The 17,951-nt window shown below is 65.7% G+C and carries 17 protein-coding genes; 8 read left to right on the top strand and 9 right to left on the bottom strand.

What is annotated here, in order from left to right:
- Positions 1–39 precede the first annotated feature (39 nt).
- Both DNK89_RS10115 and DNK89_RS10110 read right to left on the bottom strand, forming a co-directional pair.
- A complete protein-coding gene (locus tag DNK89_RS10115) occupies positions 40–951 on the bottom strand; it encodes a DMT family transporter (protein WP_015015268.1) in 912 nt (303 codons plus the stop codon).
- A gap of 140 nt (positions 952–1,091) precedes the next feature.
- The gene (locus tag DNK89_RS10110) at positions 1,092–2,246 is read right to left on the bottom strand and encodes an aromatic ring-hydroxylating dioxygenase subunit alpha (RefSeq protein WP_110959997.1); all 1,155 of its coding nucleotides are present in this window, start codon (positions 2,244–2,246) and stop codon (positions 1,092–1,094) included.
- A gap of 276 nt (positions 2,247–2,522) precedes the next feature.
- Here DNK89_RS10110 and xseB point away from each other — a divergent pair, with 276 nt between their 5' ends.
- From xseB to DNK89_RS10090, 4 genes are all read left to right on the top strand, one after another.
- The gene (gene xseB / locus DNK89_RS10105; RefSeq protein WP_015015266.1) at positions 2,523–2,765 is read left to right on the top strand and encodes an exodeoxyribonuclease VII small subunit; all 243 of its coding nucleotides are present in this window, start codon (positions 2,523–2,525) and stop codon (positions 2,763–2,765) included.
- Entirely contained in the window at positions 2,762–3,736 is a 975-nt protein-coding gene (locus DNK89_RS10100; protein WP_110959996.1) for a polyprenyl synthetase family protein, read from the top strand. Before xseB ends, DNK89_RS10100 begins: the two co-directional genes overlap by 4 nt.
- Before the next feature lie 91 nt (positions 3,737–3,827).
- Positions 3,828–5,723 carry a 1-deoxy-D-xylulose-5-phosphate synthase gene (dxs, locus tag DNK89_RS10095; protein ID WP_110959995.1) on the top strand — a complete coding sequence of 632 codons (1,896 nt, stop codon included), beginning with the start codon at positions 3,828–3,830 and terminating at the stop codon, positions 5,721–5,723.
- A 244-nt stretch (positions 5,724–5,967) separates the two neighbouring features.
- Positions 5,968–7,050 carry a TRAP transporter substrate-binding protein gene (locus DNK89_RS10090; protein ID WP_015015263.1) on the top strand — a complete coding sequence of 361 codons (1,083 nt, stop codon included), beginning with the start codon at positions 5,968–5,970 and terminating at the stop codon, positions 7,048–7,050.
- Between the two features lie 471 nt (positions 7,051–7,521).
- Here DNK89_RS10090 and DNK89_RS10085 read toward each other — a convergent pair whose 3' ends face one another.
- The 3 genes from DNK89_RS10085 to DNK89_RS10075 all read right to left on the bottom strand — a co-directional run bounded on the left by DNK89_RS10085 (position 7,522) and on the right by DNK89_RS10075 (position 11,254).
- Complete coding sequence (locus DNK89_RS10085) at positions 7,522–9,309, bottom strand: TRAP transporter large permease subunit (RefSeq protein ID WP_110959994.1); 1,788 nt, start codon at positions 9,307–9,309, stop codon at positions 7,522–7,524.
- Between the two features lie 14 nt (positions 9,310–9,323).
- The gene (locus DNK89_RS10080) at positions 9,324–9,944 is read right to left on the bottom strand and encodes a TRAP transporter small permease subunit (RefSeq protein ID WP_110959993.1); all 621 of its coding nucleotides are present in this window, start codon (positions 9,942–9,944) and stop codon (positions 9,324–9,326) included.
- Between the two features lie 182 nt (positions 9,945–10,126).
- Positions 10,127–11,254, bottom strand: coding sequence for a substrate-binding domain-containing protein (locus tag DNK89_RS10075; protein WP_110959992.1), 1,128 nt, complete (start codon positions 11,252–11,254; stop codon positions 10,127–10,129).
- A 63-nt stretch (positions 11,255–11,317) separates the two neighbouring features.
- On the opposite strand from DNK89_RS10075, the gene DNK89_RS10070 reads away from it, so the two are divergent.
- From DNK89_RS10070 to DNK89_RS10055, 4 genes are read left to right on the top strand one after another with little or no spacing between them, the layout of a single operon-like run.
- Entirely contained in the window at positions 11,318–12,055 is a 738-nt protein-coding gene (locus DNK89_RS10070) for an ABC transporter permease (protein ID WP_110959991.1), read from the top strand.
- A complete protein-coding gene (locus DNK89_RS10065) occupies positions 12,052–12,780 on the top strand; it encodes a phosphate ABC transporter ATP-binding protein (protein ID WP_110959990.1) in 729 nt (242 codons plus the stop codon). Before DNK89_RS10070 ends, DNK89_RS10065 begins: the two co-directional genes overlap by 4 nt.
- Complete coding sequence (locus DNK89_RS10060; protein WP_110959989.1) at positions 12,777–13,604, top strand: extracellular solute-binding protein; 828 nt, start codon at positions 12,777–12,779, stop codon at positions 13,602–13,604. Before DNK89_RS10065 ends, DNK89_RS10060 begins: the two co-directional genes overlap by 4 nt.
- A 9-nt stretch (positions 13,605–13,613) precedes the next feature.
- Positions 13,614–14,447 carry a molybdate ABC transporter substrate-binding protein gene (locus DNK89_RS10055; RefSeq protein ID WP_110959988.1) on the top strand — a complete coding sequence of 278 codons (834 nt, stop codon included), beginning with the start codon at positions 13,614–13,616 and terminating at the stop codon, positions 14,445–14,447.
- 376 nt (positions 14,448–14,823) lie between these two features.
- Here DNK89_RS10055 and DNK89_RS10045 read toward each other — a convergent pair whose 3' ends face one another.
- From DNK89_RS10045 to DNK89_RS10030, 4 genes are read right to left on the bottom strand one after another with little or no spacing between them, the layout of a single operon-like run.
- On the bottom strand, positions 14,824–16,521 hold the full coding sequence (locus tag DNK89_RS10045; protein ID WP_110959987.1) for an AarF/ABC1/UbiB kinase family protein: 1,698 nt from the start codon (positions 16,519–16,521) through the stop codon (positions 14,824–14,826).
- Positions 16,522–16,536: 15 nt separating this feature from the next.
- On the bottom strand, positions 16,537–17,031 hold the full coding sequence (locus DNK89_RS10040; RefSeq protein WP_110959986.1) for a DUF2269 domain-containing protein: 495 nt from the start codon (positions 17,029–17,031) through the stop codon (positions 16,537–16,539).
- Entirely contained in the window at positions 17,028–17,426 is a 399-nt protein-coding gene (locus tag DNK89_RS10035; RefSeq protein ID WP_110959985.1) for a DoxX-like family protein, read from the bottom strand. Before DNK89_RS10035 ends, DNK89_RS10040 begins: the two co-directional genes overlap by 4 nt.
- The gene (locus DNK89_RS10030) at positions 17,423–17,947 is read right to left on the bottom strand and encodes a hypothetical protein (protein WP_110959984.1); all 525 of its coding nucleotides are present in this window, start codon (positions 17,945–17,947) and stop codon (positions 17,423–17,425) included. Before DNK89_RS10030 ends, DNK89_RS10035 begins: the two co-directional genes overlap by 4 nt.
- Positions 17,948–17,951: the final 4 nt, after the last annotated feature.

The following is a 17,951-nucleotide window of genomic DNA, read 5'->3' as shown; positions in this document are numbered from 1 at the left end:
GGCTGTGTCCTCGCCAGCGCGCATGAGTTTTTGTATCGGTCAGTGTTCTTCGGCCGGTGCGCCGGGTGCGGCCCGGGCCCGCAAGATGGTGGCCACAATGCCGCTGCCCACGATGAGGACCATGCCGATCCAGCCGATGGGCGGAATCTTGTCGCCAAAAAGAGCCACGCTGTAGATGCCCGCAAACACGATGCCTGAATACTGCAGGTTGGCCACCACCAGCGTGCCGCGCTGGGTCTTGGCGCTGGCATAGGCGCGCGTCATGCACAGCTGCCCGCCCGCAGCCAGCACGCCGATGGGCAGCAGCCACAGCGCTTGCCAGCCCGGCCAGTCCGACATGCCGGTGAACAACATGGCCACGCCGCCCGCGACTGCAGAGCCCACCGCAAAGTAGAAGACGGTGCGCGATTCGGGCTCGCCCAGGCGCGACAGCGCCACCACCTGCATGTAAGCAAATGCGGCCGACAGGCCGGACATCAGGCCGATCATCCCGGCAAAGGCCTGGTTCTGGTCCAGGCTGGGGCGCAGCATCAGCACCACGCCGACGAACCCGGTGAGCACCGTCAGCACCAGCGGGCCTTGCAGGGCGGGCCGGGGCGTGGCGGCAGAGGGCCGCCAGGCCAGCAGCGTGCCGCCGACCAGGAAGGCAGCGATCCACACGCTGCTCATGTAGTTCAACGTCATGGCGGTGGCCAGCGGCAGGTGCGCAATGGCGTAGAACCACGCACCCAGCGACGCCACCCCCACGAGGCTACGCCAGGCGTGCATGCCGGGGTACCGTGTGGCGAGCGTCACGTTTTGTGAGCGTGACAGCAGCCACAGGATGAACATGCCGATCAGCCCCCGGTAACACACCAGCTCCGCCGAGTTGAAGAAGTCCGAGGCGATCTTGACGCACACGCCCATGCTGGCAAACAGGAACGCGGCCAACACCATCCAAAGGGCTTGCATCGGGTTGTGATCTCTTGAGGGGCGCCGTGGAGCGCACAAATGAAAATAGCTGCCAGCGCTTATTTTTTAAGCACTGGTAGCTATTGTAATGAGAGCAAGCCCCGGCGGGCCTGCAGATTGGCGGGGTTTTGCCTCTGTATTCAGCGTTTTGCCGCAGCCGGGTCGATGGTGCCGCTCCCCATGGCCTCGCGGTACCACTCGTGGAAGTGCTGCATGCCATCTTCCATGGGGCTCTGGTAAGGGCCCACCTCGTTGTCGCCACGGGCCAGCAAAGCCTTGCGGCCGGCGTCCATGCGCTCGCCGATTTCGTCGTCCTCGATGCAGGTCTCCATATAGGCAGCTTTCTGCGCCTCGACGAATTCGCGCTCAAAAGCGGCGATTTCCTCGGGGTAGTAGAACTCCACCATGTTCAGCGTCTTGGTCGGGCTGATGGGGTGCAGCGTGGACACCGTGAGCACATGCGGGTACCACTCGATCATGATGTGTGGGTACAGCGTGAGCCAGATGGCGCCGTACTTCGGCGGCTTGCCTTCGCGGTAGTCCAGCAGCGCCTTGTGCCAGCGCTCGTACACCGGGCTGCCCGCCTTGCCCAGGCGGTTGGCAACGCCCACGGTCTGCACCGAATAGTTCTTGCCAAACTCCCAGCGCAGGTCGTCGCAGGTGACGAATTGCCCCAAGCCCGGATGGAACGGGCCGACGTGGTAATCCTCCAGATAGACCTCGATGAAGGTCTTCCAGTTGTAGTTGCACTCGTGCAGCTCCACGTGGTCGAGCACGTAGCCGTCAAAGTCCAAGTCGGCGCGTGGTCCCATCTGGGCCAGGTCGGCGGCCACGTCATAGCCGTTGTCTGCAAACAGAAGACCGTTCCATTCGCGCAGCTTGTAGTTGTTGAGGTTCAAGCATGGGTCGTGCGCGAAGTGCGGCGCACCCAGCAATTCGCCTTTGGGGTTGTACGTCCAGCGGTGCAAAGGGCACACGATGTTGCCGCCCGCGCTGCCCTTTTGCTGGGTGTTCAGCGATCCCTTGCCCTTGAGCATGACCGCTTGCCGATGGCGGCACACATTGGAGATCAGCTCGATGCCGCCCTGGGCGTTGCGCACCAGGGCGCGGCCCTCGCCCTCCTGGGGCAGTGCGTAGTAGTCGCCCGCGTGGGGCACAGCCAATTGATGCCCCACGTAGCGGGGCCCGCGCTGGAAGATGGTCTCCAGCTCGCGCTGGAACAGCGCATCGTCAAAGTAGCTCGAAACTGGTAGTTGGCTTGCGGCCTGCTGCAGTTGAAGACTTAAATCAGACATGGGTGACCTGACCTAAAGACTCCCCACAGAGAGAGTGCGGGAGGTGCGCCGGTGAAGGCGCATCTGGAAAAAGAAAACCGGCTAGGGTGGGTAGCCGGCTCGACGGGAATGGGATTATAGGCGGTGGGGTTATTCCCGCACCCCCGCTACGTGAATAGAAAACACCGGTTCCATCAAAAATAGAGGCCTCCCACGGATCGGCCGCTGTCTGACACGGGCGTCACAGCGCTGCGCCTAAAATCACCGGTTTTTCACCCGCGCACTGCCGCCCCCTCCATGCCCAAGGCCCCTGCAACCCCTGCTCCTCCCGCCGAACCTGCCAGCTACGAGGCGGCCCTGGAGGAGCTGGAGCAACTCGTGGCCCGCATCGAATCGGGCCAGCTGCCGCTGGACCAGATGCTGGCGGGCTACCAGCGCGGCGCCACCTTGCTGGCGTTTTGCCGCCACCGGCTCGACGCCGTGCAGGACCAGATCAAGGTGCTGGACGACGGCCAGTTGCAACCATGGAACCAGGAATGAGCGCATTGCCGATGACCTCCTCGACGGCGTTGAACCCGCCCCTGGACACGAATCTCTGGAGCCAGAATCACCTCGCCCGTGTGGAGCAGGCTCTGTCCTTGTGGGTGGGCGAAGGCGCCCCGGCAGGGCTGGGCGACGCCATGCGTTACGCCGTGCTGGATGGCGGCAAGCGCCTGCGGCCCCTGCTGGTGTTGGCCGCGTACGAGGGGGCACGCAGCGGTTCTTCGGATTCCACCGCACCTGAGGGCGGGGCGGTGCAGGCAGCCCTGGACGAAGCCGCCCTGCGGGCCGCGTGCGCGGTGGAGCTGATCCACGCCTATTCGCTGGTCCACGACGACATGCCCTGCATGGACAACGATGTGCTGCGCCGTGGCAAGCCCACTGTGCATGTGCAGTTTGGCGAAGCCCAGGCCCTGCTGGCGGGCGACGCACTGCAGGCCTTCGCGTTTGAACTGCTGACCCCCGACAACACGTTGATCCCCGCCGCCACGCAGGCGGCCCTGTGCCGGCTGCTCGCGCGGGCTGCGGGCTCGGCCGGCATGGCGGGCGGCCAGGCGATTGACCTGGCCAGTGTGGGCGTGGCGCTGACCGAGGCGCAACTGCGCCAGATGCACCGCCTCAAGACGGGCGCCTTGCTCCAGGGCAGCGTGCTCATGGGCGCCCTGTGCGGCCATGCGGCGCCCGCTGCCTACCAGGCACTGTCTGACTACGGCGCTGCCATGGGGCTGGCGTTCCAGGTGGTGGACGACATCCTGGATGTGGTGGCGGACTCTGCCACCCTGGGGAAAACGGCTGGCAAGGACGCGGCCGCAGACAAACCCACTTACGTCTCGTTGCTCGGTCTGGAACGTGCGCAGGCTTACGCGCAGGAGCTGCTGGCCGAGGCCCATGCAGCGCTGGGGCGCAGTGGCCTGCCCGACACCCGTGCCCTGGCAGCCCTGGCGGACATGGTCGTGCGCCGCTCGCACTGAGCCCGGCCTTGGTTCCTGGCGACTCCATGAATGTCCAAATGCCTGCTAGTGCTTGAATCTCTTGCGCTGGTAGCTATCAAAAGAATAGTCAATGTCCACGACACCCTTTCCCTTGCTGCAGACCATCAATGACCCGGCAGACCTGCGTCGGCTCTCGCGCGCTGACCTCAAGGTGCTGGCGACCGAGTTGCGCGAGTTCGTGCTGCAGAGCGTGTCGCAGACCGGTGGCCACCTCAGCTCCAACCTGGGCACGGTGGAGCTGACCGTGGCCTTGCACCATGTCTTCAACACCCCGGAAGACCGCCTGGTGTGGGACGTGGGCCACCAGACCTATCCGCACAAGATCCTGACCGGCCGCCGCGACCGCATGCACACGCTGCGCCAGCTGGGCGGCATCTCGGGCTTTCCGCAGCGCGCCGAGAGCGTCTACGACACCTTTGGCACGGCGCATTCCAGCACCAGCATCTCGGCAGCCTTGGGCATGGCACTGGCCGCCAAGCGCAAGGGCGACAACCGCCATGCGGTGGCCATCATTGGTGATGGCGCGATGAGCGCCGGCATGGCGTTTGAGGCGCTCAACAACGCGGGCGTGGCCGACTGCAACCTGCTGGTGGTGCTGAACGACAACGACATGAGCATCAGCCCTCCTGTGGGCGCTCTCAACCGCTACCTTGCGCAGCTGATGAGTGGACAGTTCTATGCCGCCGCCAAGAACGTGGGCAAGACCGTGCTGCGCCCGGTGCCGCCCCTGCTCGAATTTGCCAAGCGCTTCGAGCAGCAGGCCAAGGGCATGGTGGTGCCCGCCACTCTGTTCGAGAAATTCGGCTTTAACTACATCGGCCCCATCGACGGGCACGACCTCGACTCGCTGATCCCTACGCTGGAGAACATCAAGAGCCTGAAGGGCCCGCAGTTCCTGCACGTGGTCACCAAGAAGGGGCAGGGCTACAAGCTGGCCGAGGCCGACCCCGTGGCCTACCACGGCCCCGGCAAGTTCGACCCCAGCGTGGGCCTGACCAAGCCAGCCACGCCCCCCAAGCAGACGTTCACCCAGGTGTTCGGCCAGTGGTTGTGCGACATGGCGGCGCAAGACCCACGCCTGGTGGGCATCACCCCGGCCATGCGCGAGGGCTCGGGCATGGTCGAGTTTGAAAAGCGCTTTCCGGACCGCTACTACGACGTGGGCATCGCCGAGCAGCATGCCGTCACATTTGCCGCAGGCATGGCCTGCGAAGGCGTGAAGCCTGTGGTGGCCATCTACTCCACCTTCTTGCAACGGGGTTACGACCAGTTGATCCACGACGTGGCCCTGCAGAACCTGCCCGTGGTGTTTGCGCTGGACCGCGCGGGCCTGGTGGGCGCTGACGGTGCCACGCATGCAGGCGCTTACGACATCCCGTTCGTGCGCTGCATTCCGAACATGAGCATGGCCTGTCCCGCCGACGAGCGCGAGTGCCGACAGTTGCTGAGTAGTGCGTTTGAGCAGGACCACCCCGTGGCCGTGCGCTACCCGCGCGGCAGCGGCGCAGGTGTGGCGCCGCTCGCAGCGCTCGACGGCCTGCCGTTCGGCAAGGGCGAGATCCGCCGTGAGCGCAAGGGCGAGGCCGACGGCAAGGCGCCCCGCATTGCCATCCTGGCATTTGGCACCTTGCTGTACCCCGCGCTCGAAGTGGGCGAGGCGTTGGATGCCACCGTGGTCAACATGCGCTGGGCCAAGCCCATCGACGAAGCCTTGCTGCGCGAGGTGGCGGAGCGCCACGATGCGCTTGTGACGGTGGAAGAGGGCGCCATCATGGGTGGTGCGGGCAGTGCAGTGACCGAGGCGCTCAACGCCATGGGCATCGTGCGCCCCGTGCTGCAGCTGGGGCTGCCCGATGTCTTCATCGAACATGGCGACCCGGCCAAGTTGCTGGCGTTGCAAGGGCTGGATGCGGCGGGCATCCGTGCATCGATTGCCGCCCGGTTTTTGCCTGGCAACGCGGGCTGAACGGAGGCGGGCTGCGGGCAGCGCCCCGCGCTGGCCGTGGGTGCCGTGAGGACTTTCGCACTGCTGTCGCGCAGATGCTTGCAGAACCCTGAAGGTGTGTGTTGAGGCCGGAATTTCGCGGGAAAACCCGCAAAAGTCCTTGGGGTCATGTTCCTACAATGGTCCAGGCTGAAACATGTCCTTGGTGGGCCGTGCACAACGCGTGCGCACCAAGTTTTGCAATCAATATATCGGAGAGAACCTCATGGATCGTCGTTCAATCATCAAGCACGCTGGCATCGCCGGTGTGCTGGCTGCAGGCGCTGCGCCCGCCGTCCACGCCCAGGCTGCCATTCGCTGGCGTCTGGCCTCCAGCTTCCCCAAGTCGCTGGACACCATCTATGGCGGCGCTGATGTGTTCTCCAAGGCCGTCAAGGCCATGTCGGGTGGCAAGTTTGAAATCTCCGTGCACGCTGGTGGCGAGCTGATGCCTCCCTTCGGCGTGGTGGACGGCGTGCAGCAAGGCACCGTGGAAATGGCACACACCGTGCCTTACTACTTCTACGGCAAGAACCCCGCTTTCGCGCTGGGCTCTGCAGTGCCTTTCGGCTTCAATGCCCGCCAGATGAACGCCTGGATGCTGCATGGCAATGGCCGCAAGCTCATGAACGAGTTTTACGGCGGCTTCAACATGATCAGCTTTGCAGGTGGTAACACCGGCACGCAGATGGGTGGCTGGTTCCGCAAGGAAATCAAGTCGCCTGCCGACTTCAAGGGCATGAAGATGCGCCTGGGCGGCGGTCTGATCGGTGAAGTGATGCAGAAGCTGGGTGCAGTGCCCCAGAGCATCCCTGGCGGCGAAATCTACCAAGCCCTCGAAAAGGGCACGCTGGACGCTGCCGAGTGGGTGGGTCCTTACGACGACCAGAAGCTGGGCTTCAACAAGGTCGCTCCGTTCTACTACTACCCCGGCTGGTGGGAAGGTGGTCCTGAAGTGGACTTCTTCGTCAACCAGAAGGCTTTTGACGGCCTGTCGGCTGAGAACAAGGCCATCATCGAAGCTGCTACCAACGTGGCCCACGTGGACATGCTGGCCAAGTACGACGCGCTGAACCCCACGGCCCTGAAGCAGCTCGTGGCTGCCAAGACCAAGGTGCTGCCTTTCTCGCAAGCCGTGATGGACGCTTCGTTCAAGGCATCGATGGAAGTGTTCGCCGAGAACGACGCCAAGAGCCCCGAGTGGAAGAAGATCTACGCCGACATGCGTGCCTTCCAGCGCGACCAGATCCTCTGGTTCCGCTTTGCCGAAGCCCGCTACGACACCTTCATGTCCGCACAGAAGATCTAATGGCCCCGCTGCGGCGCAAGCCGCAGGGCATGTCGATCAGAAAACCCGCCCGGTTCGCCTGGCGGGTTTTTTTGCGTCTGGTGGTATGGGGTTGGATACTCGGTCCCGAGGTGCTGCGGGGCAGAAGACGCTGCTGGGTCGCACGGCGAACTCGGCCGACTGGGGCTCAAGGTGTCGCCCCTGTTGCTGTGATCTGCACGTCTGCGCGATCCCTCGGTAGACGCTTGCCAGCGGGTTCAGTGGTCCGCAGAAGGAAACACCTCAGGGCGCAGCGGCCTGTGGGCTGTGGGACCAGGTCGATCATGTTGGTTGCGCACCTTGGTTGGGTTGGGTGCCGAGCCTTCTGTTAGTGGCCCTGTCTTGGGCCACGCGCTGCGCGAGACAAGCCCATGAAAAAAGCCCCGGCAGACGCTATCTGCCGGGGCTTCTTTTGCCTCAAGGGCTGGTCAACAGCCCTGAGGGTTCATCCGATCACTTCTTCTCGTTGGCCATCGAGTCTTGCAGGGCCTTGAGCGGGTCGTCTGCAGCAGGGGCTGCAGCGTCGCCAGGGGCCGCGCTGGCACCTTCCATGCCTGCGGTGGGGTCGGTGGCCTCGGGGGCGCCGGCCGCGTCGGGCATGGTGGCTTCCATTTCCATGCGGACCTTGTCCAGGTCGTAGACCTCGGCCTTGTCCAGGCCGCTGGAGACGATGCCAGGGAAGGCGATGATCAGGCCCACCATCATCAGCTGGATGACCAGGAACGGAATCGCACCCCAGTAGATCTGCGGTGTCGTCACCGGCGCGATCATCTTCTTGGTGACCTTGTCCAGGTACTCCTTCGCCGGGGCCACGCTGCGCAGGTAGAACAGCGCGAAGCCGAACGGTGGGTGCATGAACGAGGTCTGCATGTTCACGGCCAGCAGCACACCGAACCAGATCAGGTCGATGCCCAGCTTGTTGGCCACCGGGGCCAGCAGGGGCACCACGATGAAGGACAACTCAAAGAAGTCCAGGAAGAACGCCAGGAAGAACACCATGATGTTCACGACGATCAGGAAGCCCAGCTGGCCACCGGGCAGGCCGGTCAGCAGGTGTTCCACCCACAGCGGGCCGTCCACGCCCTGGAAGGTCAGGCCGAACATGGTTGCACCCACCAGGATGAACACCACAAAACACGACAGCTTGGTGGTGGTGGTGACGGCCTGCTTGAGCAGCGAGAAGCTCAGGCGACCACGGATGATGGCCATGATGCCCGCGCCCAGTGCGCCCATGGCGCCGCCTTCGGTGGGGGTGGCAACGCCCAGGAAGATGGTGCCCAGCACCAGGAAGATCAGCAGCAGCGGGGGAATCAGCACGAACGTCACGCGTTCCGCCGCCTTGGACAGCAGGCCCAGGCGGGTGATCTTGTTGACGCTGGCGACCACGAAGGCCAGGGCCACGCCAAAGCACATGGCCACGACAATGGTTTCGTCCAGCGCCACGCGTTCCACCGCCTCGCCCGACCACCAGGTGTGCAGGGCAGCCATGTTCTTGGCCACATACATCGAGGCGGCCACGCAGATGCCGGTCAGCACCAGCAGGGAGGTCACACCGCTCTTGCCGTTTTCGTCACGTAGCGTACGGGCTTCGGGCGGGATGGCAGGCACCCATTGGGGCTTGAAGATCGCCAGCAGAATGACGTAGCCTGCGTAGAAACCGGTGAGCATCAGGCCGGGCAGGAAGGCGCCCTTGTACATGTCGCCCACGCTGCGGCCCATCTGGTCGGCGATGATGATCAGCACCAGCGACGGCGGAATGATCTGCGCCAGCGTCCCGGACGCAGCAATCACGCCCGCAGCCAGCCGGCGGTCATAGCCATAGCGCAGCATGATGGGCAGCGAGATCAGGCCCATCGAGATCACCGATGCAGCCACCACGCCCGTGGTGGCTGCCAGCAGCGCGCCCACAAAGATCACGGCCAGTGCCAGGCCACCGCGGATGGGGCCAAACAGCTGGCCAATGGTGTCCAGCAGGTCTTCCGCCATCCCGCTTCGCTCCAATATGAGCCCCATGAGCGTGAAGAATGGAATGGCTAGCAGGGTGTCGTTCTGCATGATGCCGAAGATGCGCAGCGGCACGGCTTGCAGCAGGGCTTCGGGCAGCACGTTGAGTTCGATGCCGATGAAGGCGAAGAACAGTCCGCAGGCGCCCAGGCTGAATGCGACGGGGAAGCCGACCAGCAAGAAGCAGATGAGCCCCGCGAACATGATCGGGGCGAGGTTGTGGGCAATAAATTCCATGGTGTGTGCTCCGCTCAGTGGGCCTCGGCCTTGTTCTTGCCATTGCCCTTGGCAGCTTCGGCCAGGTTGCGGATGGATTCAGCCAGTTCTTCCTCGGCCGTCTTTTCGACCTTCTTGACCGTCGGGTCTTCGATCAGGCCTTTCAGGAAGCCCAGGCGCTTGATGAGTTCAGAGATGCCTTGCAGCCACAGCAGCGTGAAGCCCAGGGGCATCATCAGGTACACGGGCCAGCGGATCAGGCCGCCTGCGTTGTTGGACATTTCGCCCGACGCGAGAGCGCGCGTGAAGAACGGAACCCCGTACCACAGCACGGCCAGGCACATGGGCGTGAGGAAGACGATGTAGCCGAACACGTCGATCCAGATCTGTGTGCGCTTGGAAAAGCGGCTCGAGATCACGTCCACCTTCACATGCTCGCCCTGCAGCAGCGTGTAGCCTGCTGCCAGCAGGAACGACGCAGCAAACAGGTACCACTGCACTTCCAGGAAGGCGTTGGAGCTGATGTTGAACGCCTTGCGCACCACGGCGTTCACGCCGCTGATGACCGTGGAGGCCAGGATCAGCCAGACCACGTACTTGCCGACCTGGGTGTTAAGCCAGTCGATCCCTCTTGATAACTTCAATAGAGCCTGCATGGTGTCTCCAATAAAAAGGCTGTGTGTGCGAGATGCCCGGCCCCCGCGCGGGTGGACGCTGGGGCTGGGCATGCTGTGACGACGGCGCGATTCTACGGAGCACTGTAGGCGGAGTCTGACAGCAGCGTGACGGTGTTATCCCGCAGCGGCTGCTTATTCTTTAGCTATCAAAACTGCAGCAATTAGGGTTTCTTCCTAGGTGCTGATGCGCGCTTTTTCCGCGCAAATTGCCACCACGGCAGCACGGTGCTCATGGCCAGCACCTCGCCGCAGTGCCAGGCGCTGTAGCCCGGCAGCGTTGCCATGTGCGCCAGCCACTCGGGGGTTTGCAGCAGGTTGCGCAGTGCCAGCGTGGCAGGCTGGTCCAGGCTGTCTTTCAGGCACGCCAGGTGGTAGCGCTCATGCACCAGGGGGACAAAGTCCAGCCCCCGCGCACGGGCTGCCAGCTCGATGCCCATGCCCACGTCGGCCGCCCCTGCGGCCACGGCCTGGGCAATGGCGGTGTGGGAGGGTTCGTTGAGCGCGTAGCCCACGATGCTCTCCGGGTCCATGCCGGCCTGGGCCAGCAGGTCGTCCAGCAGCACCCGCGTGCCAGAGCCCAGGGGCCGGTTGATGAAGCGGGCGCCGGTACGGGCCACATCGGCCAGGCTGTGCAGGCCCAACGGGTTGCCGGGCGCCACCATGAGCCCCTGGGTGCGCTGCGCAAAGCCGATGATCTTGTGCAGCCCGGGCTGCAGCAGCGGCTGGTAGGTGCGCGCTGTGAGCGACTGCGCGGCCGCGTCGGCCACGGTGTGAAAACCCGCAAGGGTGCAGCGCCCCTCGTTCAGCGCGCGGATGGCGTCCACGCTGCCAGTGAACCGGATGTCGAGGTGCAGTGCGCCCACATCGGTCTGCGCGGCGGCATGGGCGCGCAGCGCAGCCAGTGCGTCGTCGTGGCTGGCATACAGGGTGAGCACATGGGCATTGGGGTCGAAGGCCACGGCGAATGCGCGCTCCAGGTCGGCGTGCAGCGCGGCAATCTGCGGCGCCAGGCGCGCCTGGGCCTGGCGCTCGGCCCACAGCAGCTTGCTGCCGAACTCGCTGAGCTGTGCCGACTGGCCCTTGCCCCAGATGATCAATTCGCCGCCCAGCTGGTCTTCCCAACGCTTGAGGGCACCCCAGACATGGCGGTAGGACAGGTCCAGTGCGCGCGCGGCGCCTGAGATGGAGCCGCGCTCGGCCACAGCCTGCAGCAGCTCGGGCAGCGGGTTGCGGATGAGCGCAGTGCCCGCGTCCCGGCTGAGTGTGTAATGAAGTTGGACCCTATGCACGGGAGTTCATATCGCTGGATATTGGATGGGTGCCTACGATAGCCCAAACCGATCCCCTGGCCCATGTCCACCCTCTCCGAAAGCGCGACCACAGCGCTTGAACTCACTCTCTCGTCCGACCCCGTCCTCTGGACCATCGTGGGCCGCTCCTTGTCCGTCAGCGCCACCGCCTGCCTGATGGCCTGCGGGGTGGGCCTGGTGCTGGGCGCATGGCTGGGCGTTGCCCGCTTCGCAGGCCGTGGCGCCGTGCTGGCTGTGCTCAACACCTTGCTGGCCGTGCCTTCGGTGGTGGTGGGACTGGTGGTGTATCTGGTGCTGTCGCGCAGTGGGCCGCTGGGCTCGCTGGGCTGGTTGTTCAGCTTCAAGGCCATGGTGCTGGCGCAGGCCATTCTGGTGCTGCCGGTGGTCACTGCGCTCACGCGCCAGACGGTGGAAGACGCCGAGCGCGCGCATGGCGAGCAACTGCGCTCCATGGGCGCGGGCCCGCTGCTGCGCAGCCTGCTGCTGGCGTGGGATGAGCGCTATGCGCTGCTTACCGTGCTGCTGGCATCGTTTGGCCGCGCCATCTCCGAGGTGGGCGCGGTGATGATTGTGGGCGGCAACATCGACGGCTTCACGCGGGTGATGACCACCGCGATCGCGCTGGAGACCAGCAAGGGCGACCTGCCGCTGGCGCTGGCGCTGGGCATGATCCTGCTGGCCGTGGTGCTGGCGCTGAATGTGCTGATTGCGTTGCTGCGGCGCTGGCGCGAGCGGGTGGATGGCTCGGCCTCCAGTACGCCGGTGGGAGTGGCCGCATGAGCGGGCCTGTGCCGAACCCCTGGGTGGATCTGCGCCACGTGACCGTGCGCTACGGCCGTGTGCAGGCGCTGGACCAGGTCACGCTGCGCATCGCGCCCGGCGAGCGTGTGGCCTTGGTGGGCGCCAACGGCAGTGGCAAGAGCACCCTGCTGCGTGTGCTGCATGGCCTGGCCGACACGCATGGGGGCGGTCTGCAGTGCGATGCATCGCTGCGCCAGGCCATGCTGTTCCAGCGCCCGCACATGCTGCGCACCAGCGCCCAGAACAACGTGGCGCTGGCCCTGTGGCTGCGCGGTACCCGCTGGCGGGATGCGCGGCCGCTGGCCCTGACGGCCTTGCAGCGGGTGGGCCTGCAGGGCATCGCGGCGCAGAACGCGCGCACCCTGTCGGGCGGCCAGCAGCAGCGGGTGGCGCTGGCCCGCGCGTGGGCCCTGCGGTCTGACGTGTTGCTGCTGGACGAGCCCACCGCCAGCCTCGACCCCCATGCCAAGCGCGAGGTCGAGGCCCTGATGGCCGACTTTGCGGCCAGCCATGGCGCTGCCGGTCCGGCGCACCCCGTGACCATGGTGTTCAGCAGCCACAACCTGGGCCAGGTCAAACGCCTGGCCAGCCGCGTGATCTACATGGAGCACGGCCGCCTGGTGGCGGACTTGCCGGTGCACGATTTTTTCAATGGCCCTTTGCCGGAGGCCGCCCGTTTGTTTGTCAAAGGAGAGCTGGTATGACGAGTTTTAGGTCTTTTCGCGTAGTAGCGCTAGTGTCCAAAGCGGTGGCAGCTATCGTTTTAGTAGCGTCTGGTTCAGCGTTTGCGCAGAGCATCACCATGGCGTCCACCACCTCCACCGAGCAGTCGGGCCTGTTTGGCTATCTGCTGCCCGAGTTCAAGAAGGCCAGTGGCCTCGACATCAAGGTGGTGGCGCTGGGCACCGGCCAGGCGCTCGACATGGCGCGCCGGGGTGACGCCGACGTGCTGTTTGTGCACGACCAGGTGGCCGAAGAAAAGTTTGTGGCCGATGGCTGGGGCGTGAAGCGCTACCCCGTGATGTACAACGACTTCATCCTTATCGGCCCCAAGAACGACCCGGCCGGCACCAAAGGCAAGGACATCGTGCAGGCCCTGCAGAAGCTGGCCGCCACCAACGGCAACTTCATCTCGCGCGGTGACAAGAGCGGCACCCACGCGGCCGAGCTGCGCTACTGGAAGCTGGCTGGTGCCGAGGCCACCAAGGGCAGCGGCTACAAGGAATGTGGCTGCGGCATGGGGCCCGCGCTGAACATCGCAGCATCGAGCGGCGCCTACGTGCTGGCCGACCGTGGCACCTGGCTCAACTTCAAGAACCGCGCGGACCTGGCCGTGCTGGTCGAGGGCGACACCAAGCTCTTCAACCAGTACGGCGTGATGGTCGTGAACCCCGCCAAGCACCCGCATGTGAAGGTGCAGGACGCGCAGAAGTTTGTGGACTGGGTGGTGTCGCCCGCCGGCCAGCAAGCCATTGCGGGCTACAAGATCGGCGGCGAACAACTGTTCTTCCCCAACGCTACGCAGTGAGCGGTCTGCATGGCAACGCGTTCACAGGCGGCACTCGCCGCTGTAGCCGCTGGTCTGACCTGGGCCCTGGCTGGTTGTTCGCCGGGCCCTGCCAAGGTGCCCATGGCTGATGCGGCCCCCGTGCTGGTGTATGCCGCTGGCAGCCTGCGGGAGGCGTTCACCGAGATCGCGCGCGACCACGAGGCCCGCACGGGCCAGAAGGTGGTGCTGACCTTCGGCGCCTCGGGCCTGCTGCGCGAGCGCATCGAAAAGGGTGAGCCCGCACAGGTCTTTGCCTCGGCCGACACCGACCACCCGCAGCGCCTGGCGGCCCGGGGTGGCTGGCAGGCGCCCGTGGTGTTTACGCGCAATGCGCTGTGTGCGCTGACCAGCGAGCAGATCAGCGCCACCCCCGACACCTTGCTGGCCACCATGCTGCGCAGTGACGTGCGCGTGGGCACGTCCACGCCCAAGGCCGACCCGTCGGGCGACTACGCCTGGGCGCTGTTCCGCCAGGCCGACAAGATTCAGCCCGGTGCCTACGCCCAGCTGGACGCCAAGGCCCTGAAGCTCACGGGCGGCGCGGACTCGCCCAAGCCGCCTGCGGGCCGGGGCACCTATGCCTGGGTGATGGACCAGCGCCAGGCCGACGTGTTTCTGACCTACTGCACCAACGCCGTGGCCGCCCAGGCCGAGGTGCCGCGCCTGCGCGTGGTGCAACTGCCTGCGGCCCTGCAGGTGGGCGCAGCCTATGGTCTGACGGTGCGTGCCGATGCGCCCGCTGCGGCCCAGGTATTTGCCAGTGCACTGCGCCAACCGCCTGCCCAGGCGGTATTGCAACGGTTGGGGTTTGGGCGGCCCTGAACGCGGGTTGCCGTCTGGCTGCGAGTGAGTGTGTGCACACGCCGCGTCTGTCTGCCTGGTGGGGTGGCGCGGCGTGTGTTGTTTAGAGCCTGTTCAAGGTTTTTTTAGAGTCGCACAAGTCCCTTGCCGGGATGGGACGCAAGGCGCGGTGCGCGGCCAATAGCCCGTGCTATTGGCAAGCGCCGCAACGCCGCAGACCGCCCGGCAAGGCACTTGCCCGAAGGGTTGGAGTGAAATCGGGTGATTGGACGCCCCGGCTGCTTGCATGGGCACGAGCCCATGCGGCGCATCCGAAGCATCCACTCATCCCGATTGCACTCCAATGCGATCTCCAAAAAGACCTTGAACAGGCTCTTAGACCTGCTGTCTGCTGCGCTCAGTCGTCATCGCGGTGATGGCTGCTGCGCCAGATGGCGCGCACTAGCCACAGGCCACACACCACCGCACCGAAGAACCCCAGGAAGCCAAACGCGGGCAGGCCAAACAGCGTGGGCCCGCCCTTCACGGTCATCACGATGGACGAGCCGATGATCAGCGCGGCGATCACCAGCGCCATTGCCAGCCGGTTGGCCGACCGGTCGATCTGGTCGCCCACACGCTTGAGGTGCGCCAGCTCGATGCCCACCTGCAGGTGCCCGCGCCGCGCATTGCGCAGCAGCCGCCCGATGTCGTCCGGCAACTGCTCCACCGTGGCCAACGCGCGCCGCAAGGTGCTCCAGGCGCGCCCGGCCAGCACCTTGGGCTCATAGCGCGCGCGCACCACCTGCTTGAGCAGCGGCAGGGCTTCGGTCGCCATGTGAAAGTCTGGGTCCAGGTTGCGGCCCATGCCTTCGAGCGAGATGAAGGCCTTGATCAGCAGCGCGAGGTCGGACGGCAGCCCCAGGTGGTGTTCACGCAGGATGGCCGTCACGTCGGCCAGCATCTGCCCCAGGCTCAGCTGCGCCAGGGGCACGCCGTGGTACTGGTCCACAAAGGCCTCGATCTCGGTCTCCAGCTGGCCCAGGTTCAGGCCCTGCGCGTCGCCCGTCCAGTCCAGCAGCACGTCGGCCACGGCCTGGGGCTGGTGCTCGACCAGGCCCAACAGCAGCTGCAGCAGCTCGTCGCGCCGGCGCTGCGACAGGCGGCCCACCATGCCGAAGTCAATGAAGGCAATGCGGTTGCCGGGCAGGTAAAACACATTGCCCGGGTGCGGGTCGGCGTGGAAGACGCCGTCCTTGACGATCATCTGCAGCACCGCCTGCGCGCCGCGCTGCGCCAGCACCGTGCGGTCAAAGCCCGCCTCGGGCGTCAGCGCGGCCAGGGCGCCGCCGGGCGTGCCATCGATGAAGTCCTGCACGTTGATGCGTTCGCGGGTGTAGGCCCAGTGCACGCGCGGGATCACGATGTGAGGCAGCCCGGCCATGTTGGTGGCGATGCGCTCGGCCTGGCGGCATTCGCCCGCCAGGTCCAGCTCGCGCCGCAGCGAGCGGGCGAACTCGCGCACCAGTTGCTGCGGTCGGTAGGGCTTGAGCGCGGGCAGCTCGGCCTCGGCCAGAGCGGCCAGGCGCTGCAGCAGGCGCAGGTCGGCCTGGATGGTGTCGGCAATGCCGGGGCGGCGGATCTTGACGATGACCTCGCTGCCGTCCTGCAGACGGGCACGGTGCACTTGCGCAATCGATGCGGCGGCCAGCGGCGTGGTGTCGAACCAGGCAAACACGGCTTCGGGCTCGGCACCCAGGTCTTCGCGCAGTTGCGGGCGCAAGGCGTCGATGGGCAAAGCGGGCACATTGCTGTGCAGCTTCTCGAACTCGGCAATCCATTCCGGGCCAAACAGGTCGGCCCGCCCCGCGAGGATCTGGCCAAACTTGACGAACGCGGGGCCCAGCTCTTCGAGTGCCAGGCGCACCTGCACCGGCGGCTCCACGCGGGCCAGGTCGGCGGCGTGGGTCCAGTTCAGTGCCTGGCCCGCACGCTCCAGGCGGTCGGTCAGGCCCAGGCGGCGCACGGTGTCGCCGAACCCGTGGCGCACCATCACCCCCAGGATTTCCTTCAGGCGCCCCAGGTCGCGGGCAGTGTCCAGGGTCTCGATCAGCATGGGGCGATGATAGGTTCAGAAGGTCAGGGCGGGTTTGTTCACCATCAGGTAGAACACCACGGCCATGGCCACAAAGGCCGGGTAGCCCAGGGCCTCCCACCAGCGGGCATAGCGCCAGTACAGCGGGGGCAGCACGCCGTCACCCTGTGCGGACTGCGCCGCCTCTGCCGCCTCTATCGCCATATCGCGCATGCGCAGCTGCAGCCACACCACGGGCAGCCAGCAGGCACCCGCCACCAGGTACAGCGCCATCGACACCGCGAGCCACGGCGTGCTCCACGGCAGGCCCGCCATGGCTGCCATGGCCAGCCCCGTGGCGGGCTGGATGAACACCGTGGGCGTGGTGAACCACCAGTCCGCCCGCACCACCAGGCGTGTGACCACCGCCTGCGCCTGCACATTGCCGCTGCGGTTGGTAAAGAACATGTAGAACGCCGAGCCCAGCCCGGTGCCCACCAGCAGCACGCTGGAGATGATGTGCAGCCATTTGAGGGTGAGGTAGAGGCTCATGGCTTTTGCGGAGAAGTGGCCTCGTCTTGCAGCAGCACCCACAGGATGGCGGCAATCGGCAGGTTTTTGGTCAGCGGCCCGAAGGGGTGCAGCCACCAGGCGGGTTGTATGGCCGTGGCCAGCAGTGTCATGGCCAGCATCATCAGCAAAGCAGCGCCATACGCTTTGGGGCCCGGGCGGAGCGCCAGCCACAGCCCCAGCACCGCATCGGCCGCCGCCCCGGCCAGGATGATGGCAGTGGGTAGCCACGGGGCATGGCCCCCGGCCCAGGCTGTGGGCAGGCCTGCCAGCAACTCGCGGCTTTGGCCGTGCAGCTCCCACACGCTGACCACGGCAGTGGCCAGCCAGACGACCACGAGGCTGGCGCGCAGCAGCTGAGCCGACGCGCGGTTCATGGGGTGACCTTCTGTGCTGCGGCTTTCGCGACACCCTGCGTCTGTTGCCAGTCTGCAATGTCGGCAGCACGGACCGCCAGGAACTGCGCCAGACGCTGGAACCGCTGCCGCGTCTTGCGGACAAAGACCCAGTCCACCACAGGCTCCATCACCGTCCGCAAGGCTGCTGGGCCGACTTGAAAGGTGTAGGTGTAGATCAGCAGGGACTGGTGGGCGCCTTGCTCTTGGTGGCGCATGGAGGCGGCCCACTGGGTGAAGGGAAACGACTGGCCCACCATGGCCGCAGCCGCGACCACAGGGCGGTCATAGCTGACGAACTGCGTGCGCATGGACAGCGCCCGCAATGCACCGGCGCCCAGGTTCTCGGTGGTGGCGCCCACACTGGGGCAGGGCGCACCGCTTTCCACGCTGGTGCGGCTCACCAGCGAATCCCACGGGCACCGCCACTCGTGGTAGTGAAAGGCATCGAACACAACGTCGGCCCGCGCTGGCATGGGGAAGGTCAATTTCCGGTGGGCCATGGGC

The sequence above is a fragment of the Acidovorax sp. ST3 genome (assembly GCF_003231145.1).
Classification (GTDB): domain Bacteria; phylum Pseudomonadota; class Gammaproteobacteria; order Burkholderiales; family Burkholderiaceae_C; genus Acidovorax.
This window is presented reverse-complemented; position numbering and strand designations above follow the sequence as displayed.